This window comes from Streptomyces sp. NPDC040432, from assembly GCF_055595445.1.
This window is the reverse complement of the sequence record NZ_JBVIVP010000003.1, coordinates 412,113-433,684: the sequence shown is the minus strand read 5'-3', so window position 1 is coordinate 433,684 and position 21,572 is coordinate 412,113. Positions and strand designations below refer to the sequence as shown.

Below are 21,572 nucleotides of genomic sequence, written 5' to 3'. Positions count from 1 at the left end.
TGCCAATGCGCGGCAATTGGCCGGTGTCGGAGCCGGGGCGGCGGTGGGCGCACCCCACGGGCCGCCACGGGCCCTCGCGGGCTCCTCGCGGTCCACTGCGGCCCGACCCGGCCCGCTGTGGCAGGGGCCCGCCCCGGGTCGGGGCGTTCCGTGGACCTCGCCGACGTCGGGAAGTCCGGTATCGGCCCGCCGCGGAATCGTGGGCCGCCGTGGGCCGTCATGGGCCGCCGTGGAGTGACGGCGGGGGCACCGGCCGGCGGAGGTCGCTCCGGTGGTCGGGGCGCCGGAAAGCGCGGTTGGGGGCCGGGGCCGCGGAGGGCGTTGCGGGCCGGGAGGGTGGTGGCGGCCGGGCCCGGAGGAGGGCCGCGGCCACGAAGGAGCCGTGGAGGAGCGGCGGACCGTACGGGTCGGGCGGGTCCGCTGTCGCACCGGGGGCCCGGGGGTGGGGTCAGGCCGACCGGCGGATGAGGAGGAGGGCGCGGTCGTCGTTGACGTCCTTGGCGACCTTTTCGATCAGGTGCCAGGCGGCGCCGTCCCAGCCGGCGGCGACGTAGCGGTCGGCTTCGCCGGTGAGGCGGTCCATGCCCTCGCTGATCTCGCGCTCGGCGGTCTCGACGAGGCCGTCGGTGAAGAGCATGAGGACGTCGCCGCGCCGCAGGTTGCCGCGGGCGGGCTCGAACTCGGCTCCGTCGTACACGCCGAGGAGCGGTCCCTCGCCGGAGACCTCCTGCCAGCGACCGGTTCCGGCGGAGAGCTGGAGGGCGGGGAGGTGCCCGGCGGAGAGGAGTTCGTAGTCGCCGGTCTCCAGGTCGAGGACGAGGTGGATGGAGGTGGCGAAGCCCTCGTCCCAGTCCTGTCGCAGGAGGTAGCCGTTGGCGGCGGGCAGGAAGCCGTGCGGGGGCAGCGCGCCGAGCAGGCCGCCGAAGGCGCCGGAGAGGAGCAGGGCGCGGGAGCCGGCCTCCATGCCCTTTCCGGAGACGTCGGTGAGGACGATCTCCAGGGTGCGGCCGCCGTTGGTGCGGGCGGCGACGACGAAGTCGCCGGAGAAGGACTGGCCGCCGGCCGGGCGCAGCGCCATCTCGCGGTGCCAGCCGCGCGGCAGGGCGGGCAGTTTGCTCTGCACGCGGATGCGTTCGCGCAGGTCGAAGAGCATCGTGCCGCCCCGTCTCCAGGGCACGCCGACGCGGCTGCGGAACTGGGCGATGACCAGTCCGAAGAACCCGCAGGCGGCCACCACGAGGACGGTCCCGGGCGTGACCCTCGCCGGGCCCTGGGTGTACGGGCCGAGGACGAGTGCCTCGACGATGAGCGCGGCGGCGGAGGCGGCGTACAGGGCGAGCAGGCTCGCGGGGCGCAGCAGCAGGCCGCCGGCCACGATGGGCAGGACGAGGGCGGAGGGCGAGAACCAGACGGGCAGCATGAGCGTGCCGCAGGCGATCGCGGGAACGGTCAGGAGCAGGCCGCCGAAGGCGAGCCAGTCGGAGGCGTCGCCGCGGAAGTAGTCGACGGCGGATTTGCGCAGGGCGGTGCGGGCCCGGTGCGACAGCATGCGCGCCCGGGCCGTGAGCGTCTCCACGCGTGCTCCGGCCATGGTTCGGGACCCTATCCATCCTGGCTGTGTGTGCGCAGGGGTACCCCCGGACGGCCGGTCCGTTCCGGGGGAAAATCGCTTCGTACGGGCCGGAAGGCCCTGGTAGGCATGGACTCATGGCTCTTGTTACGCGCGTATTGCAGTCCGATGAGTGGGATGTCTGGTACGACCATCTGGAACTGGCGTTCGGAGGTGTGGCCGAGCCGCCGGAGGAGCGGGAGCTGTACCGGTCGCTGACCGAGCCGGAGCGTTCGTTGGGGGTCTGGGACGGCGGGACGTGCGTGGGCTCGGCCGGTGCGTTCAGTTTCCGGCTGTCGGTGCCGGGTGGTGCGGCGGTTCCGGCGGCGGGCGTCACGATGGTCGGGGTGGCTCCCACGCACCGCCGGCGCGGGGTGTTGAGGTCGTTGATGCGCCGCCAATTGGACGACGTCAGGGCCGGCGGTGAACCGATCGCGGTGTTGACCGCCTCGGAACCGGAGATCTACGGGCGTTTCGGGTACGGGACGGCCGCGTACGCCCTGTCCGTGGACATCGACACGACCCGCGCGCGGTTGATCGCGCCACCGGCGGCGGACGCGGTGCGGTTGCGGTTGGTGGACCCGGAGAAGGCGGTGGACGCATGCGAGCGGGTCTACGCGGCCCTGGTCCCGTCCCGGCCGGGGATGACGGTGCGCCGGCCCGGCTGGGAGCGGCAGGGCCTGCTGGATCCGCGGGGGCGGCGGGCGGGCGCGTCCCCGTTGAAGTGCGTGGTGGCCGAGGACGCGGACGGTGAGGTCGTCGGCTACGCGCGTTACCGGGTCGCGCCGGACTGGGAGCCGACGGGTTCGGACGGCAAGGTCCACGTCGGCGAGGTGAACGCGCTGGATCCGTCCGCGTACGCGGCGCTGTGGCGCTACCTCTTCGAGATCGACCTGACCTGGCACGTGCTGGCGTTCGGGCGGCCGATGGACGATCCGCTGCTGCACCTGGTCAGTGACGTCCGCCGGACCCGGGCGCGGCAGCGGGACGCGCTCCACCTGCGGCTGGTGGAGCTGGGCGCGGCGCTGGAGGCGCGGACGTACGGGGCTCCGCTGGACGTGGTCATGCAGGTCGAGGACGCGTTCTGTCCGTGGAACACGGGCCGGTGGCGGCTGACGGCCGACGTCGGGGGCGCCGCGAAGTGCACCCGGACCGAGGACGCGGCGGAGCTGGAGCTCTCGGTGCGGGAGCTGGGCTCGGCGTACCTGGGCGGGGTGACGCTGAACTCGCTGGCGGCGGCGGGCCGGGTGCGCGAGCTGCGTCCGGGCGCGCTGCGGGAGGCTTCGCGGGCCTTCGCCGGGGACGTGGCGCCCTGGCTGCCCCACCAGTTCTAGGCCGACAGGTCCTATGCCCTGTGCTCGAAGGTTCGGGGCCGGGGCGGCCCCGGGCGTTCAGCGGGCCTGGCAGGTCGGGCACCAGAAGAGGTTGCGGGCGGCGAGACCGGCGGTGCGGATTCCGCCTCCGCAGAGGTGGCAGGGCATGTTCGCCCGTCGGTAGACGTAGACCTCGCCGCCGTGGTCGTCCACCCTCGGCGGGCGGCCCATGGCCTCGGGGAGGTGTTCGTCGCGGACGGTGTCGATGCGGTTGTGGCGCACGCCCTCGCGCATCAGGGCGGCGAGGTCCGTCCACATCGCGTCCCATTCGGCGCGGGTGACGTCCTTGCCGAGCCGGTATGGGTCGATTCCGTGCCGGAAGAGGACCTCGGCGCGGTAGACGTTGCCGACGCCCGCGATGACCTTCTGGTCCATGAGGAGGGCGGCGATCGTGGTGCGGGAGCGGGAGATCCGGGCCCAGGCGCGGTCGGGGTCGTCGGCCGGGCGCAGTGGGTCGGGGCCGAGGCGGTCGTGTATCGCCTTCTTCGCGCCCTCGTCGATCAGCGCGCAGGCGGTGGGGCCGCGCAGGTCGGCGTGGTGTTCGTCGTTCAGCAGGCGCAGCCGGACGGTGTCGGCGGCCGGCGGTGCGGGGGCGGGGCCGAAGCCGAGTTTGCCGAAGAGGCCGAGGTGGATGTGGATCCAGGCGTCGCCGAGTTCGAGGAAGAGGTGTTTGCCGTGTGCCTCGGCGCTCTCCAGGGTGCGGCCGTCGAGCAGGGCGGCGCTTTCGGCGAAGCGGCCCTGGGGGCTGCTGACCCGGACGGGGCGGGCGGCGAACCGCTCGGTGTGGTCCCGGGCGAGGCGGTGGATCGTATGCCCTTCGGGCACGGCGGTTCTCCTCGACGTGAACATGACCGTGCCGCCGGACTCCGGTCCGGCGGCACGGGCGGGGTCCTACTGGTCCTGCGGGTGGTGGGCCGGGATCGGGGGGAGCTCGCCGGTCTGTTCGTAGGCGGTGAGCATGTCGATGCGGCGGGTGTGGCGCTCGGCCTCGGAGTACGGGGTCTTCAGGAAGGCGTCGATGAAGCTGATCACCTCGTCCTGGGTGTGCATGCGGCCGCCGACGGAGATGACGTTGGCGTTGTTGTGCTCGCGGCCCAGCTCGGCGGTCTGGACGCTCCAGGCCAGGATGGCGCGGATGCCCTTCACCTTGTTCGCGGCGATCTGCTCGCCGTTGCCGGAACCGCCGATGACGATGCCGAGGCTGTCGGCGTCCGCGGCGGTCTTCTCCGCGGCGCGCAGGCAGAACGGCGGGTAGTCGTCGACTTCGTCGTAGATGTGGGGCCCGCAGTCGACGGGCTCGTGGCCGTTGTTCTTGAGCCAGTCCACCAGGGTGTTCTTGAGCTCAAAACCGGCATGGTCGGATCCGAGGTACACGCGCATGGGTCGAGTGTGGCATGCGGACGGTCGAAGGCCGGTGGAGGGGTGTCGCGTAGGTCACTCCGGAAGCTCAAATAATCCACAACACCGCAGATGGGACGCGGCAGGACGAAGGTCCGGGACTTCGTGCCCGAGGCAACGATACGGAATAGGGTCTTCCGTCCCGACGGCGTGTCGGGTTTGAATGCCGGGGCTCGAAACCCGAGAACCTAAGGATCCGTCCATGAGCTCCACGACGACCCTTCAGAAGGCAGGCGACCCCACCGGCAACCCCGGTGAAGGCCAGCCCTCCGACGGACTGAAGGCCGGTCTCAAGAACCGCCACCTTTCCATGATCGCCATCGGCGGCGTCATCGGCGCCGGCCTGTTCGTAGGCTCCGGCGGCGGCATCGCCAAGGCCGGCCCCGCCATCCTCGTGTCGTACTTCCTCGTCGGCGCGATGGTCGTCTTCGTGATGCGGATGCTCGGCGAGATGGCCGCGGCCAGCCCGAACTCGGGCTCCTTCTCCGCCTATGCCGACCGCGCGCTCGGCCGCTGGGCCGGGTTCTCGATCGGCTGGCTGTACTGGTTCTTCTGGGTCGTCGTGCTGGCCGTCGAGGCCACCGCCGGCGCCGTCATCCTCGAAGGTTGGGTCCCGGCCGTCCCGCAGTGGGCCTGGGCACTGATCGTGATGGTCGTGCTGACGATCACGAACCTCGGCTCGGTCGCCTCGTACGGCGAGTTCGAGTTCTGGTTCGCCGGGATCAAGGTCGTCGCCATCGGCGCGTTCGTGGTCATCGGCCTGCTGGCCGTCTTCGGCGTCCTGCCCGGTTCGGACAACCCCGGAGCCGGGTTCGCGCACCTGACCGACACCGGAGGGTTCGCGCCCAACGGCCTGGGCGCCATCCTCACCGGTGTGCTGATGGTCGTCTTCTCCTTCATGGGCAGCGAGATCGTCACCCTGGCGGCCGGCGAGTCCGAGGACCCGCGCCGCGCGGTCACCAAGGCCACCAACTCGGTGATCTGGCGCATCGGCATCTTCTACCTGGGTTCGATCTTCGTCGTCCTCACCCTGCTGCCGTGGAACGACAAGTCGATCGTCGAGAAGGGCTCGTACGTCGCCGCCCTGGACTCGATCGGCATCGCGCACGCCGGCCAGATCATGAACGTGATCGTCCTGACGGCCGTGCTGTCCTGCCTCAACTCGGGCCTGTACACCGCCTCGCGCATGGCCTTCTCGCTCGGTGAGCGCGGTGACGCCCCCAAGGCGTTCGCCAAGGTCAACAAGAAGGGCGTGCCCGTCGCCGCGATCCTGGGCTCCGTGGTCTTCGGCTTCGCCGCCGTCTACTTCAACTACGCGTTCAAGGACACCGTCTTCAACTTCCTGCTGAACTCCTCGGGTGCCATCGCGCTCTTCGTGTGGCTGGTGATCTGCTTCACCCAGCTGCGCATGCGCGGCATCCTGATGCGCGAGGCGCCGGAGAAGGTCACCGTCAAGATGTGGCTCTTCCCGTACCTGACGTGGGCCACCGCCGCGATGATCAGCTTCGTCCTGGTCTACATGCTCTTCGACGACGCCAACCGCGAGGTCGTGCTGCTGTCGCTCGCCGTGGCCGGCCTGGTCGTCGCGATCGGCTCGATCCGCGACGCCGTCCGCCGCAAGGCCGTGGCGTAGGACGGACCGGACCGGACCGCACGCACGAAACAGCCCCGGACCGCACTCGCGGTCCGGGGCTGTCGTGTGGGGCGCGGCGCTCAGCCGCGGCGGCCCAGCAACTTCCAGGCGGTCGGCAGGACGCCCATGGCCAGCGCGGCCTTCAGGGCGTCGCCGATCAGGAACGGGACCATGCCGGTCGCCAGGGCCGTGCCGAGGGACATTCCGGTGACGCCCATCAGGTACGGCACGCCCACCGCGTAGACCACCGCCGAGCCGAGGACCATCGCCCCGGCCGTACGGAGCACCGAGCGGTCGGCGCCGCGCCGGGCGAGCGCGCCGACGAGGGTGGCGGCCAGGAGCATGCCGAGCACGTAGCCGAAGGTGGCGCCGCCCGCGCCGGAGGCGCCGTTCGCGAACCACGGGACCCCGGCCATGCCGACCAGCGTGTACAGCGCGAGGGAGAGGAAGCCGCGGCCCGCTCCGAGGGCGGTGCCCACCAGCAGCGCGGCGAAGGTCTGGCCGGTGATCGGCGCGGCCAGCCCGTCGACCTTGACGGCGATCTGGGCGGCGACGCCGGTGAGCGCGGCTCCGCCGACGACCAACGCGATGTCGCGGACGCGGCTCGCGGGCAGCAGGTCGGCGAGGACGGCGCCGGGCCGGAAGGAAACGGAAGCAGTGCTCATCGTGGGGCTCCGCGAGGTGGTGATCGTTGGGGACACCGTGACGTTAGTCCGCGGCCCGCCGCCGCCCCACCGTCGTCCGACACAAAGCCGTACTGCCCGGTTTCGTGGGGAGTGGACAAAGGTCCCGACCTACACCCGAGTTGAAGTGATACGCATCACGGCCGACATTCGACACCACGCCCTTTTTGCTCCGACGGGTGTCCTCCAGCCAGACTGTAGGTTCCCGCCAATCCTCCCCGTGCAGCCCCCAGCGCCGCTTGGCCGACCGAGAGTGCGAGCATCCTCATGCGCGACCGCCTGCCCGACCCGCCCCCCACCGAGGACGGGCTCCGGGAACCACTGAGCCACAGCCTCAAGCAGCGCCACCTGACCATGCTGGGCCTCGGCGGCGTCATCGGGGCCGGCCTCTTCGTCGGCTCCGGCGCCGGCATCGGCATCGCCGGGCCGGCGATCATCCTGTCGTACCTCCTCGCGGGCGTGCTCGCGATGCTGGTGATGCGGATGCTCGGCGAGATGTCCGCCGCGATGCCCGCCTCCGGCTCCTTCTCCGTCTACGCGCAGAAGGCCCTCGGACGCTGGGCCGGGTTCTCGGCGGGCTGGCTGTACTGGTTCCTGCTGGTCGTGGTGCTCGCCGTGGAGGCGACCGGCGCCGCGAAGATCGCGAACGGCTGGCTGCCCGCGGTCGACCAGTGGGTGTGGGTGCTGGTCTTCATGGTGGTCTTCACGGTCTCCAACCTGGCGGCCGTGCGGAACTTCGGTGAGTTCGAGTTCTGGTTCGCCGCCCTCAAGGTCGGCGCGATCGTGCTGTTCCTGATCCTCGGCACGCTCGCGATCTTCGGGGTGCTGCCGGACACCGATCCGGTGGGCATGGCCAACCTGACCGGCCACGGCGGCTTCTTCCCCGCGGGGATGGGCGGGGTCGTCGCCGGCATGCTCGCGGTCGTCTTCGCCTTCGGCGGTCTGGAGGTCGTCACCATCGCGGCGGCCGAGTCCGACGACCCGGCCCGGTCGGTGGCCCGCGCCGTGCGCAGCGCCGTGTGGCGCATCCTCTTCTTCTACGTCGGCTCGATGCTGGTCATCGTGACCCTGCTGCCCTGGGATTCGCTGGAGCCCGGGCAGAGCCCGTACGTGGCCGTGCTCGACTCGATCGGCATTCCGGCGGCCGGTCAGATCATGAACATCGTGGTGTTCGTGGCGCTGCTGTCCGCGCTCAACGCGAACCTGTACGGCTCCTCGCGCATGGTGTTCTCGCTCGCCGAGCGCGGCGAGGCCCCCCGGTCGCTGCTGAAGGTGTCCGGTGGCGGCGTGCCGCGCCGGGCCGTGTTCGCGTCGGTGGCCTTCGGCTTCGTGTCCGTGGTGCTGAACCTGCTGTGGCCGGACACGGTGTTCCTCTACATGCTCAACGCGGTCGGCGCGGTGCTGCTGTTCGTGTGGGCGCTGATCGCCGTCTCCCAGCTGAAGCTGCGCGGCATGCTGGAACGGGAGATGCCGGAGCGGCTGACGCTGCGGATGTGGCTGTTCCCGTACCTGACCTGGGCGGCGCTGGTCGGAATGGCGGCGGTGCTGGTCCTGATGCTGTTCGACGACTCGGCGCGGCCGCAGCTGCTGTGGTCCTCGGGCGCGGCGGCGGCGGTGCTGTTGGTGGCGTGGCTGCGGGAGGTCCGGGCGCGGCGGGCCGGCGCCTGATCGACTCCCGCCCGTGAGGACCCCCGCGCCCCGTCGGCGCGGGGGTCCTCGCGCGTTCGGCAGGGCCGCGGCGGGCCGTGCCCGGCCGGGGCGGGCGTGGGGCCGCGATCACGATCCGTGAACCAGCTGTCCGGATACCGGACACGGAACGTCCGCTGAACGGACACTCGGCACACTGAGGGCATCGCTCGACCTCCCGCACACCGGACAGGCGCACCCCCATGAGCCACAGCGGCACCCTCGCACCCCCCGAACCCCAGCAGGACGACACCGGGTCCCCCCTCGGCAACGGCCTGAAGCAGCGGCACCTCTCGATGATCGCCCTCGGCGGGGTCATCGGTGCCGGCCTCTTCGTCGGCTCCGGCGCGGGCATCGCGGCCGCGGGACCCTCGATCGTCCTCGCGTACGCCGCGTCCGGGCTCCTCGTGATGTTCGTGATGCGGATGCTCGGCGAGATGTCCGCCGCCAACCCCGCCTCCGGCTCCTTCTCGGTGCACGCCGACCGGGCCATCGGGCCCTGGGCCGGTTTCACCGCGGGTTGGATGTTCTGGACCCTGCTGTGCGTGGGCGTGGCCATCGAGGCGATCGGCGCGGCGCACATCATGACGGGCTGGTTCCCCGGGACGCCCTCGTGGATGTGGGTGCTGGTGTTCATGGCGCTGTTCTGCGGCAGCAACCTGGCCGCGGTCTCCAACTTCGGCGAGTTCGAGTTCTGGTTCGCCGCCCTCAAGATCGGCGCCATCGCGCTCTTCCTCGGCCTGGGCGTCCTGGCCGTCCTCGGCCTGCTGCCCGGCACCGCCTCCCCCGGCTCGGCCAACCTCCTGCACGACGGCGGCTTCCTGCCCAACGGCGTCGACGGCCTGCTGGTCGGCCTGCTCGCCTCGGTCGTCGCGTACGGCGGCCTGGAGACGGTGACCATCGCCGCCGCCGAGTCCGACGATCCGGTCAAGGGCGTCGCCAAGGCGGTGCGGACCACCATGTGGCGGATCGCGATCGTCTACGTCGGCTCGATGCTGGTGATCGTGACCCTGCTGCCGTGGAACGACCCGGCCGTCACCGGGACCGGCCCGTACGCGGCGACCCTGGAGCACCTGGGCATCCCGGCCGCCGGCCAGATCATGAACGTGGTCATCCTGATCGCCCTGCTGTCCGCGATGAACGCCAACATCTACGGTTCCTCCCGCATGGCCTACTCCCTGGTCTCCCGCGGCCAGGGTCCCCGGGCGCTGGGCAAGGTCACCGGCCGGGTCCCGCGGCGCGCGGTGCTGGCCTCCTCCGGTTTCGGCTTCGTCACCGTCCTCCTCTCGTACTGGTACCCGGACACCCTCTTCGCCTGGCTGCTGAACATGGTCGGCGGGGTCATCCTCGTGGTCTGGGGCTTCATCGCCGTCTCGCAGTTCGTGCTGCGGCGCCGCACCGAGCGCGAGGCCCCCGAGAAGCTGGTCGTGCGGATGTGGGGCTTCCCGTACCTGACCTGGGTGGCGCTGGCCGGCGTCGCCGGGGTGCTGGTCCTGATGGCGTGGGACGAGGACACCCGGGTGCAGGTGCTCTTCACGGGCGGGCTGACGGTGGCCCTCGCCATCACCGGCCGGGTGATGCAGCGTCGGGCGGCGGCCCGCGCGGAAGCCTGACCGGGGCACGCGAAAAGCGGTAACACCCCCTGCGGAACGGCACGTCGGAGGCCGGGTTCATGCGATCGCATGGGCCCGGCCTCCGACGTTCCGGAGGTGCCGACAAGAGAGGTGACCCTTACTCGTGGGGTGGAATAGATACTGCTAGCGTGCAGTTGCGCATTAATTGCAATTAGCGATTGGCACGCTGAGGGGACCGGATACACGCATGGCCATCTACACGCTTCCTGAGCTTCCTTACGACTACGCGGCGCTCGAACCCGTGATCAACCCGCAGATCATCGAGCTGCACCACGACAAGCACCACGCTGCCTACGTGACGGGTGCCAACAACACCCTGGAGCAGCTCGAAGAGGCGCGCGACAAGGAGAATTGGGGCGCCCTCAACGGCCTGGAGAAGAACCTCGCGTTCCACCTCTCCGGCCACATCCTCCACAGCATCTACTGGCACAACATGGCCAGCCCGAAGACCGGTGAGGGCGGCGGCGAGCCGACCTCGGCCGACGGTCTCGGCGACCTGACCGACGCGATCACCGAGTCCTTCGGTTCCTTCGCGAAGTTCAAGAAGCAGCTGACGTTCGCGGCCTCCGCGACCCAGGGCTCCGGCTGGGGCGTGCTCGCGTACGAGCCCGTCAGCGGCCGTCTGGTCGTCGAGCAGGTCTACGACCACCAGGGCAACGTGGGCATCGCCAGCACCCCGGTCCTCGTCTTCGACGCCTGGGAGCACGCCTTCTACCTGCAGTACAAGAACCAGAAGGTCGACTTCATCGAAGCCATGTGGAACGTCGTCAACTGGCAGGACGTGGCCAAGCGCTACGCCGACGCCAAGGCGAACACCCCGCTGCTGATTCCCGCCAAGGGCTGATCGGCACACCCCAGCCGTCCGCCTCGTGATCGTCTTCTCAACCTTCACGGCGGACGTTTCCAACAGAAGGCCCCCGCGAGGACGTGACTCGCGGGGGCCTTCTGCGCACTGCTGCGGGCGGACTACTCGAAGCTCGGGCCCTTGTCACGGGTCCGCTTGATCTCGAAGAAGCCCGGGGTGGAGGCGACGAGCAGGGTGCCGTCCCACAGCCGGGCCGCGTCGTCGCCGCGCGGGGTCGGGGTGACGACCGGACCGAAGAAGGCCACGTCCGCGCCGTCGGCTCCGGGCACCGAGATCACCGGGGTGCCGACCTCCTGGCCGACCCGGTTGATCCCTTCGTTGTGGGACGCGCGCAGCTCGGCGTCGTACTCGTCGGAGATCCCGTAGTCCGCGAGCTCGGCCGGCAGGCCGACCTCGGCCAGCGCCTCGGCGACGACCTCGGCGGTGTTCCCGCGTCCCTCGTTGTGGATGCGGGTGCCGAGCGCGGTGTAGAGCTTGCCGGTGATCTCCTTGCCGTGCTTCTGCTGCGCGGCCGTCACCACCCGGACCGGTATCCAGGCCTCGGGTCCGAGCAGCTTGCGGTAGGTCTCGGGCAGCTCGTCGAGCTTGTCCTCGTTCAGGACGCCCAGGCTCATCACGTGCCAGCGGACCTCCACGTCGCGGACCTTCTCGACCTCCAGCATCCAGCGGGACGTCATCCAGGCCCAGGGGCAGAGCGGGTCGAACCAGAAGTCGACCGGGGTCTTCTCGCTCACCTGCGTGTCGGCCATGTCTCTCCTCATGTCAAAAACAAGCCATTGCCCAGTACCGTCCCCAGGGCCAACCGGACCGGGGCCGGCCGCATTCCCCGTGGGAGGATTCGAACCGAAGAACGCGATCACGCACGAAGGAGTGCACGTGCCCGGAGAGAATCTGTCCCGCGACGAGGCCCACGAGCGGGCCGAGCTGTTGTCCGTCGACGGGTACGAGGTGGTCCTCGACCTGAGGTCCGCGGTGGACGAGGCCGAGCCGGCCGACGGCCCCCGGACGTTCCGTTCGGTGACGACCGTCCGTTTCCGGGCAGCGACCCCCGGGGCCTCCTCGTTCGCGGACCTGATCGCCCCCTCGGTGAACGCGGTCACCCTCAACGGGCAGCCGCTGGACCCGGCCTCCGTCTTCGACGGGACGCGGATCGCGCTGGACGGGCTGGCCGCCGAGAACGTCCTCGTCGTCGACGCGAACTGCGCCTACAGCCGCACGGGCGAGGGCCTGCACCGGTTCGTGGACCCGCAGGACGGCGAGGTCTACCTCTACACCCAGTACGAGCCGGCGGACGCCCGCCGGGTCTACGCGAACTTCGAGCAGCCCGACCTGAAGGCCCCGTACCGCTTCGAGGTGACCGCGCCGGAGGGCTGGCAGGTGTGGAGCAACGGCGTCGAGGAGTCCCGCGAAGGGCTGACCCGGCGCTTCGCCGAGACCGCGCCGATCTCCACCTACATCACCTGTGTCGTCGCGGGCCCGTACCACTACGTCACGGACACCTACACGCGCGGCGACCTGACGATCCCGCTCGGCGCGATGTGCCGGAAGGCGCTCGCCGAGCACTTCGACGCGGACGACGTCTTCCTCGTCACCAAGCAGGGCTTCGACCTCTTCCACGAGATCTTCGACTACCCCTACCCATTCGGGAAGTACGACCAGGCGTTCGTGCCGGAGTACAACCTGGGCGCGATGGAGAACCCGGGGATGGTGACCTTCCGCGAGGAGTACATCTTCCGCGGGAAGGTCACGCAGGCCTCCTACGAGCGCCGCGCGAACGTCATCCTGCACGAGATGGCGCACATGTGGTTCGGCGACCTGGTCACCATGAAGTGGTGGGACGACCTGTGGCTGAAGGAGTCCTTCGCGGACTTCATGGGCTCCTTCGGACTCGTCGAGGCCACCCGCTTCGACCAGGCGTGGGTCACCTTCGCCAACAGCCGCAAGGCCTGGGCCTACCGTGCCGACCAGCTGCCGTCCACGCACCCGATCACGGCCGACATCCGTGACCTGGAGGACGCCAAGCTGAACTTCGACGGGATCACCTACGCCAAGGGCGCGGCCGTGCTCAAGCAGCTCGTCGCGTACGTGGGCCGGGAGGCGTTCCTGGAGGGCGCACGGCGCTACTTCAAGGCCCACGCCTACGGGAACACCACGCTCGACGACCTGCTGTCGGTCCTCGGCGAGGTCTCCGGCCGGGACATGGCCGAGTGGTCGCGGGCCTGGCTCCAGACGGCCGGGGTGAACGCGCTGACCCCGGTGGTGACCTGCGACGCGGGCGGCCGGGTCACGGAGCTGGCGGTGCTCCAGGAGGGCGACGAGCTGCGACCGCACCGGGTCGCCGTGGGCCTGTACCGGCTGGAGACCGACGGCACCCTGGTGCGCTTCGCGCGGATCGAGGCGGACGTCGCCGGCGCCCGTACGGCGGTCGCCCTGCCGGCCGGGTCCGAGCGGCCCGACCTGGTCCTGGTGAACGACGAGGACCTCACCTACTGCAAGATCCGCTTCGACGAGGTCTCCCTGGCGACGCTCCGGTCGCACCTGGGCGGCCTGACGGACCCGCTCGCCCGGGCCCTGTGCTGGTCGGCCCTGTGGAATCTGACCCGTGACGGGCTCATGCCGGCCCGGGACTTCCTCGCGCTGCTGCTCGCGCACGCGGGCCGGGAGACCGACGTGGGCGTGCTCCAGATGCTGCACCTCCAGGCGCTGACCGCGATCAACCGGTACACGACCCCGGAGCTGCGCGAGCAGCGCGGCCGGGAGCTGGCGGCCGGTGCGCTGCGCGAGCTGCGGCAGGCCGAACCGGGCTCGGAGCACCAGCTGACCTGGGCGCGGTTCTTCGCCGCGAGCGCCGCGACCGAGGGCGACCACCAGCTGCTGCTCGGCCTGCTGGACGGGAGCGCGCGGATCGACGGCCTGGAGGTGGACCAGGAACTGCGCTGGGACTTCCTGCTGCCGCTGACGGCGCACGGCTCGGTGGACGAGGCCGCCCTGGCCGCCGAACTGGTCCGGGACGACACCGCGTCGGGCAAGCAGCACCAGGTGCGCTGCCTGGCCGCGCGGCCGTCGGCGGCGGTGAAGGACCAGGCCTGGGCGGCGACCGTCGAATCGGACGCCCTGTCGAACGCGCTGGTCGAGGCGACGATCTCGGGGATGCAGCAGTCCTCCCAGCGGGACCTGCTGGCGCCCTACGCGGACCGCTACTTCGAGGTGATCGAGCGGGTGTGGGCGGAGCGTTCGATCCAGATCGGCATCCATGTGGTGCGGGGCATGTACCCCTCGCTCCAGGACTCGCCGGCCACGGTCGCGGCGACCGACGCCTGGCTCACCTCCCGTCCGGACGCCGCGCCGGCCCTGCGGCGGCTGGTGCTGGAGTCCCGTGACGACCTGGACCGGGCCCTGCGCGCCCAGGCCCGCGACGCGGCGGCGGGCTGACGGCGGGCAGGCGCGGGCGCCGGCCCCGACAGGGCGGGCGCGAACCGCGCGAGGAGCGGGCGGGGGCGGCGACGGACGGACATCCGTCGCCGCCCCCGCCCGTTCCCGCGTCGGCCTCCCGGGCTCATTGCCGGCCGCTTCCCCGCCTCCTTCCCCGTCGCCGGAAGCACCGATATGGTCATACGACGGATGTAGGGCGGCGGGGTCCCTTTCGGCAGTCGAACGCCCGTACTTTAGCCCTGCCTTGTCCGGATTTGTCGACGAGCGTGTAACAGGGGTTAGCAAGGCCATGGCCTGAGGGAATCACCGCGTCATGAACCAGAACGCGCCCCTCCCCCTCGCCCACCTCACCGCCAGCCGCCCCCGCGTGCTGACCCTGGCCCAGCTCCGCGAGCACGGCGTCAGCGCCTCCGACGCCGCCGGGCGGCCCTGGCAGCAGCTGCTGCCCGGGGTCTTCCTGCTCCACTCCGGTCCGGCGACCAGTGAGGAGCGGCTGCACGCGGCCCTGCTGTACGCCGGCCGTCGGGGCGGCGCCGAGGTCATGATCACCGGGCTGGCCGCCCTCGCCCTGTACCGCTTCACCTCCACCCCCGCCCTGCTGGGGCTCTCCCACATCGACGTCCTCGTGGCGAACACCCGGCGGCTGCGGTCCACCGGCGACGTACGGATCATCCGCACGCACACCCCGCCGCGCTCCGTCGAGGTGACCGGGCTGCCCGTGGCCCCGGTGGCCCGGGCCGTGGCCGACGCGGTGTCGCAGCTGTCCGACGCCACGACCGTGCGCCGCGTCCTCAGCGAGGCCGTCCGCGCCGGACACTGCGAGCCGGCCGCCATCGTCCGGGAGTTGACGGTGGCCCGGCTGCTGAACCGGCCGCACGTCGTGGACGCCGTCGAGGCCCTGCTGGCGGAGGGCCGGGCCATCGCGGAGGACCGGCTCTACCAGCTCGTACGGGGCCACGAGCTGCCGGAGCCCGTCTGGAACGTGGACCTGCGGCTCCCGGGGGGCCCGCACCTCGGCGGCGTCGACGCCTACTGGCCGGAGCAGGCCGTGGCCATCGAGATCGACACCCGCGCCCCGCGCCGGCACGACGACGAGGACTGGTCGGAGGCCGTCCGCAAGCGCGAGACCCTGGAGCGACTCGGGGTGACCGTGCTGCACCTGACCCCCCGCAAGCTGCGGGACTGGCCCGAGCAGCAGGCGACGGTCGTCCGGACCGCCCTGACGGCCGCCGACGACCGCGAGCCCGCCGCCTATCTGGTGGTGCTCCCCCGGTGAGGCACCGGCCGCGCGAGCGGCGGGTTGGCCGGGGAATACTCCGGGGCGCTCCAGCGCAGCCGCCCCGGATGCAGGCCCTCCACCACCGACTCCACGGTGAACCGCACCGTCCGCGCCCCGTCCGCCCCGAAGCCGGTCCGGGCCCGCCCGCTCAGCTGGAGCACGCCGCCGCCCTCCCAGTCGGGCAGGAGCAGCCCGGCCCGCCCGTCGGCCGCGAGGTTCCCCAGGGTCAGGAACATGGCGTTGCCGGAGTAGTCCGGCCAGGTCAGCTCGGTGGCCGAGAGCACCTCGACGAAACCCGGGAACCCTCCCCGGTGGCTGACGTCGGCCCCGTCCGGCGACGCGGTCGCCACGAAGAAGGTGTCGGCGTCGCGGACCGACGCCTGCTGGGCGGGGGTGAGCGCCTCCCCGCGCCGGACGATCCCGACCCCCTCGGCGAGCACCTCCAGCGGCAGGCGTTTCTGCAGGTACTTCGGGCAGTTCGCGAAGACCCGGTCCGCCTCGACCGCGAAACCGCCGGGCACCGGCGCGACGGTCCCGCCCAGCCGCATCCGGCGCCTGGTCCGCGGGTCGAGGGCGATGGTCCCGACCCGGGTACCCGCGGCGGCCAGGGCCCGCTCCAGCGGGTCGCCCTGCGGCAGGCCGCCGGTCACGACGATCCGGGTGCGCCCGGTGGCCCGTACGAAACCGGGTGCGCCGGTGAGCAGCGAGGCCCACACCCGACCGGCGGCATCGGCGGCTCCGACGACGAGGTGGGGCTGCGCGGCGAGGAAGGCCGCGGCCACGTCCCGGATGTCGGTGCCGATCGAGCGGCCGACGTGATCGGCGAGGTCGCGCACGCCGACCCGTTCCTGCACGGCCAGTGAACCCCAGTGGTACGTCATGACGGTGCTCCCTTTCCGCGTCCGCAGCCCCTAGAAGAACCCGCAGGTGGGAGCGGATCCCGTCGGGGCGGGAGCTCCTTGTGCGCCCGTGGCGACGGAGATCTCCAGGCGGGTGCCGTCGGGGTCGTGGAAGAAGATCCCGCCGGACTCGGCTCCCTCGGCGTGGGCGACGAGGCCCTCATGGGCGAAGTCGACCCCCAGCCCGCGCAACCGCTCCCCGTAGGCCCGGACCTCCTCGATGCCCCCGGCGGTGAACGCCAGGTGGTGCAGGCCCGCCGCGGCCGGCAGGTAGCCCCCCTCGGCCTGCTGCCAGAGCGTGAGGGCGAGCTCGCCGTCCCGGCCGAGGAAGGCGAAACGGCGACCCTCCTCCGCGCCCTCCGCGAGCGGGGCGAAGTCCAGCGCGTCGCGGTAGAAGGCGAGCGAGCGGTCGAGATCGGTGACGTTCAGGCCGATGTGGCCGGTGCGGAGCGTGCCGACGGCGGTGTGGGCGGCGGTCATGGTGCATTCCCTTCCCGAGGCTTCCGAGCATGCGGGTGTTCGAGCTTGCGAGGGCTTCGAGCGCCGAGGCCCGTGGGCTGTGGTGTGGACTGTCGATGCGTTCTAACCCTTCAATTCGAGATTAAGGGTTAGAGTCGGAGTGGTCAACCGGTCACGTACCCTTGAGCGGTTAGCGACGCGAGGAGGCGGCATGACGGCGCAGGTGGCGGACCCCCGTCCGCTGGTCGGGGAACCGGTCGCCCTCGACCTGCTGAACACGCGCTGGGTCGTCGACGGCGAGCCTCTCGACCTCTTCGCCGGAGCCTTCGGGCTGAGCCGCGTCGAAGGGCTCGCGGTCTGGCTGGGGAGCGTCGGTCTGGCCGATCGCTTCAGGGCCGACGCCGCGACCCTGGTGCACCTGCTGACCGCGCGCGAGTCGCTGGCCCGCGCCGTCGCGGACCCGGCCGACGAGGGGGCGCGCGCACTGGTCGACGCCGTGCTGGAACACGGCCGGATCCGGGCCACCCTGACGGCCGAAGGCCCGGGCGAGCGCGCCGAGTTCGCCGATCCCGCCTGGGGTCCCGCCTGGATCGCCGCCCGGAGCTACCTGGACCTGCTGGTCGCCGGCCCGGACCGGATCCGCAAGTGCGCCGCCGAGTCCTGCGTGCTGCACTTCCACGACATCTCGCGCAACGGCACCCGGCGTTGGTGCTCGATGGCCGCCTGCGGCAACCGCGCCAAGGCCTCGCGCCATTACGCGCGCACGCGCGTGCGCTGAACGATCGGAATCTGTCACACCCGCTGCAAGACGGAAGTCCGCTCCGACCCTGCCGCGAGCCGGGAAAGTCTATAAATCCACTCGCAGACACCCGAGAATTGCCCCGGCCTGCCCTACCTTGCGCCCCCTGGCGGGCACTGCATGGCGGCGGGTATCCGCCATGTCAGGTCTCGGTCAATGACAACACTCCCCAAACAGCAGTCACTTCGGCAAAGCTGACCGGTCATCCGGCACCGAAATCCGGACCGTATCTTTCACTTAGCCAGGGATGCTGATGACCCTCGACTCCCCCAGCTCCACCAACGGGGCCATACCGGGCACCCGGCGCGTGGCCCGCGTCGCCGCGGCCGCGGGCCTCGTGGCCGCCCTCTGCGCCACCGGTGCGATGCCCGCCTTCGCGGTGGGCACCGCCGACGGTCCGGGGACGGGACCGGCCTCCGCGCCGGTCAAGTCCGCCGACCAGAAGCTCGGTTCGGCGGACGCCGAACTGCTCCAGGAGGCCAAGGCCAAGGGTGACGCGACCGTCACCGTCATGGTCGCCACCGCCCCCGGGAAGACCAAGCAGGTCGCCGACCAGCTGGGCGCCGTCCAGGGCGCCTCGGTGGGTCGGACGTACGACAAGCTCGGCTACGTCCGCGCCACCCTGCCGACCGGCAAGGCCGAGGCCGCGCTGAAGGCCGCCGGCAAGCTGGACTCCGTCCACGGCATCGACCTGCGGCACGAGATCCAGCGTCCGGACCCCCGTCCGGACGCCGACCGGGAGACCGGCACGGTCAAGAAGACCGCGGCCGAGACGTACGCGGCGCCGGACAAGAACACCCCGGCGAAGAACCCGTACAACCCGTCCTTCGAGACGGGCTCGGTGGACTTCGTCAAGAACAACCCGCAGGCCGACGGCCGCGGCGTGACCATCGGCATCATGGACTCGGGCGTCGACGTCGGTCACCCGGCCCTGCAGAAGACCACCACCGGCGAGCGCAAGATCGTCGACTGGGTGACGGCGACCGACCCGATCACGGACAACGACGGGACCTGGCGCGCCCAGATCACCCCCGTCACCGCCGCGGGCGGCACCTTCAGCGCCGGTGGTCAGAGCTGGAAGGCCCCGGAGGGCAACTTCCAGTGGAGCCGCTTCAGCGAGTCGATCACCGCCACCGGTGACATGAAGGGCGACGTCAACCGGGACGGGGACACCACCGACCGGTTCGGCCTGCTCTACGACGTCGCCGCCGGCACCGTCCGCGTCGACACCGACCAGGACGGCGACTTCACGAACAACGAGCCGATGAAGCCGTACAAGGACGGCAACCAGATCGGCTACTTCGGCACGGACAACGCGGCGACCGATGTCGCCGAGCGCATCCCGTTCGTGATCGAGATCCGCAAGGACGTCCCGATGGACCCGCTGGGCGGTGACTGGGTCGGCAAGAAGGCCGACTTCGTCAACGTCGGCATCATCGAGTCCGAGCACGGCACCCACGTCGCGGGCATCACCGCCGCCAACGGCCTCTTCGGCGGCCAGATGAACGGCCAGGCCCCCGGCGCCAAGCTCGTCTCCTCGCGCGCCTGCTCCTGGTCCGGCGGCTGCACCAACGTCGCGCTGACCGAGGGCATGATCGACCTCGTCGTGAACCGCGGCGTCGACATCGTCAACATGTCGATCGGCGGCCTGCCGGCGCTCAACGACGGCAACAACGCGCGTTCCGAGCTCTACAAGAACCTCATCGACACCTACGGTGTCCAGCTCGTCATCTCGGCGGGCAACGAGGGCCCCGGCGTCAACACCATCGGCGACCCCGGCCTCGCGGACAAGGTCATCTCCGTGGGTGCCGCGGTCTCCAAGGAGACCTGGGCCGCCAACTACGGCTCCGGCGTGAGCAAGAAGTACAACATGTTCCCGTTCTCCTCGCGCGGTCCGCGTGAGGACGGCGGCTTCACGCCGACCATCACCGCCCCCGGCTCGGCCATCAACACCATCCAGACCTGGCTGCCCGGCGCGCCCGTGAAGGAGGCCGGTTACAACCTCCCGGCCGGTTACGGCATGCTCCAGGGCACCTCGATGTCCTCCCCGCAGGCGGCGGGCGCCGGCGCCCTGCTGATCTCGGCCGCCAAGCAGAGCAACATCGCTCTGAAGCCGGCCAACCTGCGGGTCGCGCTGACCAGCACCGCCAAGAAGATCGACGACGTCCCGGCGCACGCCCAGGGCGCGGGCCTGCTCGACGTGAACGCCGCGTGGGAGTCCATCCAGCGCGACGCGAAGGCCGAGGAGTTCACGGTCAAGGCCCCGGTCGACACCGCGATCGACCAGTTCCTGAAGACCCCCGGCTTCGGCACCGGCATCTACGACCGCGAGGGCGGTCTGAAGGTCGGCCAGAAGAAGGTCTACAACGTCGTCGTCACGCGCACCACCGGCGTGAAGTACGGCACCCGGCACAACCTCAGCTGGCGCAACGACGACGGCAGCTTCAAGGTCATCGGCGGCTACGACTACGTCACCCTGCCGCTGAACAAGCCCGTCACCATCAAGGTCGAGGCCAACGTCAAGTCGGCCGGCGTCCACAGCGGCATCCTGCAGCTCGACGACCCGAACACCGAGGGCATCGACAAGCAGGTCCTGGCGACGGTCGTCGCGGCCTCCCCGCTGGCGAAGCCGTCCTACACGCTGTCCGACACCTCGTCCGTGCAGCGCAACAGCCACAAGTCGTACTTCGTGACGGTCCCCCCGGGCACCAAGACCCTTGAGGTCGCCCTGGGCGGTCTGAAGCCCGACAGCCAGACCCGCTTCATCTCGATCCACCCGTACGGTCTGGGCGTCGAGGACAGCGCGACGACCCAGTGCTACCCGAACTACGACAACCCGGCGAACACCTGCCGCCCGGACCTGCGCTCGTACGCCGAGCCGACCCCGGGCGTCTGGGAGATCGAGGTCGAGTCGCGTCGTACGTCGCCGCTGCTCGACAACCCGTACAAGCTGGACGTGTCCGTCCTCGGCGCTTCCTTCGACCCCGCGGTCAAGGTCCTTCCCGAGGTCAAGCAGGGCACCCCGGCGCCGGTCCAGTGGACCGTCAAGAACGACGCCGCGGTCATCGCCGGCGGCAAGCTCCAGGGCGGTCCGCTCGGCTCCGCGAAGGTCGCCAAGCCGACCATCGCCGCCGGGGAGACCCAGACCACCGAGGTCACCATCGGTGAGGGCGTCTCCCGCCTCGACGTCGCCATCGGCAAGACGTCCGACACGGGCGCCGACCTCGACCTTGAGGTCTACAAGGACGGCGTCAAGGTCGGCACCGCCGCCGACGGCGACTCCGAGGAGGCCGTGAGCCTGCTCAAGCCGGCCGCGGGCACCTACAGCATCAAGGTCATCGGCTACGCGATCCCGGCCGGCACCACCACGTACGACTACCGCGACGTGTTCTTCTCGGCCGGTCTGGGCTCCGTCCAGGTCGACGAGGCCGCCACGGTGAACCTCGCCTCCGGCGCCTCGGCGCAGGTCTCGGCGAACGTCCTGGTCAACAGCGCGGCCCCTGAGGGCCGTCAGTTCTTCGGCCAGGTCCAGCTGCTCAACGCCCGCGGCACCGCCGCCGGCACCGGCAGCGTCCAGATCGACAAGGTCCTCCCGTAACCCGGTAGGACCGGCACGACCGGAGGGGCGGCGCTCATGACGAGCACCGCCCCTCCGGGCATTTCCCCCCTCCCCGGCCTCCCGCACGGTGGTCCTCCCCGCCACAGGGTTCGACACAGGGCACGGCGTGTCCGGATATCGGACCCGACAGTCCGGACGCCAACCCCCACCGACCAGGCAAAACGGCTGTTCGAGGGCGGCGGAACACGCGCTTCGCGCGTTCGT

General features: G+C 71.1%; 16 protein-coding genes. 9 read left to right on the top strand and 7 right to left on the bottom strand.

From position 1 onward, the window contains the following. Positions 1 to 448: 448 nt before the first annotated feature. On the bottom strand, positions 449 to 1,591 hold the full coding sequence (locus tag ACZ58N_RS09065) for a SpoIIE family protein phosphatase (protein WP_471157221.1): 1,143 nt from the start codon (positions 1,589 to 1,591) through the stop codon (positions 449 to 451). Positions 1,592 to 1,707: 116 nt separating this feature from the next. On the opposite strand from ACZ58N_RS09065, the gene ACZ58N_RS09060 reads away from it, so the two are divergent. After that, complete coding sequence (locus ACZ58N_RS09060) at positions 1,708 to 2,943, top strand: GNAT family N-acetyltransferase (RefSeq protein WP_471157219.1); 1,236 nt, start codon at positions 1,708 to 1,710, stop codon at positions 2,941 to 2,943. A gap of 57 nt (positions 2,944 to 3,000) precedes the next feature. Here ACZ58N_RS09060 and ACZ58N_RS09055 read toward each other — a convergent pair whose 3' ends face one another. Further along, the gene (locus ACZ58N_RS09055; protein WP_471157217.1) at positions 3,001 to 3,807 is read right to left on the bottom strand and encodes an Fpg/Nei family DNA glycosylase; all 807 of its coding nucleotides are present in this window, start codon (positions 3,805 to 3,807) and stop codon (positions 3,001 to 3,003) included. A 66-nt stretch (positions 3,808 to 3,873) separates the two neighbouring features. Next, positions 3,874 to 4,362, bottom strand: a complete 489-nt coding sequence (locus ACZ58N_RS09050) for a ribose-5-phosphate isomerase (protein WP_281210771.1) — start codon at positions 4,360 to 4,362, stop codon at positions 3,874 to 3,876. A 220-nt stretch (positions 4,363 to 4,582) separates the two neighbouring features. Between ACZ58N_RS09050 and ACZ58N_RS09045 the strand changes: the two genes are divergently transcribed. Further along, on the top strand, positions 4,583 to 6,013 hold the full coding sequence (locus ACZ58N_RS09045; RefSeq protein WP_471157216.1) for an amino acid permease: 1,431 nt from the start codon (positions 4,583 to 4,585) through the stop codon (positions 6,011 to 6,013). Between the two features lie 80 nt (positions 6,014 to 6,093). Here ACZ58N_RS09045 and ACZ58N_RS09040 read toward each other — a convergent pair whose 3' ends face one another. Continuing rightward, on the bottom strand, positions 6,094 to 6,678 hold the full coding sequence (locus tag ACZ58N_RS09040) for a biotin transporter BioY (protein ID WP_471157214.1): 585 nt from the start codon (positions 6,676 to 6,678) through the stop codon (positions 6,094 to 6,096). 285 nt (positions 6,679 to 6,963) lie between these two features. Between ACZ58N_RS09040 and ACZ58N_RS09035 the strand changes: the two genes are divergently transcribed. The 3 genes from ACZ58N_RS09035 (at position 6,964) to ACZ58N_RS09025 (ending at position 10,860) form a co-directional block, all read left to right on the top strand. Further along, a complete protein-coding gene (locus tag ACZ58N_RS09035) occupies positions 6,964 to 8,364 on the top strand; it encodes an amino acid permease (RefSeq protein WP_471157213.1) in 1,401 nt (466 codons plus the stop codon). 221 nt (positions 8,365 to 8,585) lie between these two features. Next, positions 8,586 to 9,995 (top strand): amino acid permease, encoded by a 1,410-nt coding sequence (locus tag ACZ58N_RS09030; protein WP_471157212.1) that lies wholly within the window; start codon positions 8,586 to 8,588, stop codon positions 9,993 to 9,995. Between the two features lie 208 nt (positions 9,996 to 10,203). Then, on the top strand, positions 10,204 to 10,860 hold the full coding sequence (locus tag ACZ58N_RS09025) for a superoxide dismutase (protein WP_471157210.1): 657 nt from the start codon (positions 10,204 to 10,206) through the stop codon (positions 10,858 to 10,860). A gap of 122 nt (positions 10,861 to 10,982) precedes the next feature. On the opposite strand, the gene ACZ58N_RS09020 is transcribed toward ACZ58N_RS09025, so the two are convergent. After that, entirely contained in the window at positions 10,983 to 11,630 is a 648-nt protein-coding gene (locus ACZ58N_RS09020) for a mycothiol-dependent nitroreductase Rv2466c family protein (protein ID WP_471157208.1), read from the bottom strand. Between the two features lie 127 nt (positions 11,631 to 11,757). Here ACZ58N_RS09020 and pepN point away from each other — a divergent pair, with 127 nt between their 5' ends. Next, on the top strand, positions 11,758 to 14,313 hold the full coding sequence (pepN, locus tag ACZ58N_RS09015; RefSeq protein ID WP_471157207.1) for an aminopeptidase N: 2,556 nt from the start codon (positions 11,758 to 11,760) through the stop codon (positions 14,311 to 14,313). Between the two features lie 313 nt (positions 14,314 to 14,626). After that, positions 14,627 to 15,589, top strand: a complete 963-nt coding sequence (locus tag ACZ58N_RS09010) for a hypothetical protein (RefSeq protein ID WP_471157205.1) — start codon at positions 14,627 to 14,629, stop codon at positions 15,587 to 15,589. Here the strand turns inward: ACZ58N_RS09010 and ACZ58N_RS09005 are convergent. Then, complete coding sequence (locus tag ACZ58N_RS09005; protein WP_471157203.1) at positions 15,565 to 16,473, bottom strand: pyridoxamine 5'-phosphate oxidase family protein; 909 nt, start codon at positions 16,471 to 16,473, stop codon at positions 15,565 to 15,567. The two genes, ACZ58N_RS09010 and ACZ58N_RS09005, sit on opposite strands and share 25 nt — an antisense overlap. Positions 16,474 to 16,503: 30 nt before the next feature. After that, positions 16,504 to 16,971 carry a VOC family protein gene (locus tag ACZ58N_RS09000; protein ID WP_471157201.1) on the bottom strand — a complete coding sequence of 156 codons (468 nt, stop codon included), beginning with the start codon at positions 16,969 to 16,971 and terminating at the stop codon, positions 16,504 to 16,506. 190 nt (positions 16,972 to 17,161) lie between these two features. Here ACZ58N_RS09000 and ACZ58N_RS08995 point away from each other — a divergent pair, with 190 nt between their 5' ends. Further along, the gene (locus tag ACZ58N_RS08995; protein ID WP_471157200.1) at positions 17,162 to 17,728 is read left to right on the top strand and encodes a CGNR zinc finger domain-containing protein; all 567 of its coding nucleotides are present in this window, start codon (positions 17,162 to 17,164) and stop codon (positions 17,726 to 17,728) included. A 274-nt stretch (positions 17,729 to 18,002) separates the two neighbouring features. Then, positions 18,003 to 21,347: a S8 family serine peptidase gene (locus ACZ58N_RS08990; RefSeq protein ID WP_471157199.1), complete on the top strand. Its 3,345-nt coding sequence runs from the start codon at positions 18,003 to 18,005 to the stop codon at positions 21,345 to 21,347. Positions 21,348 to 21,572 lie beyond the last annotated feature (225 nt).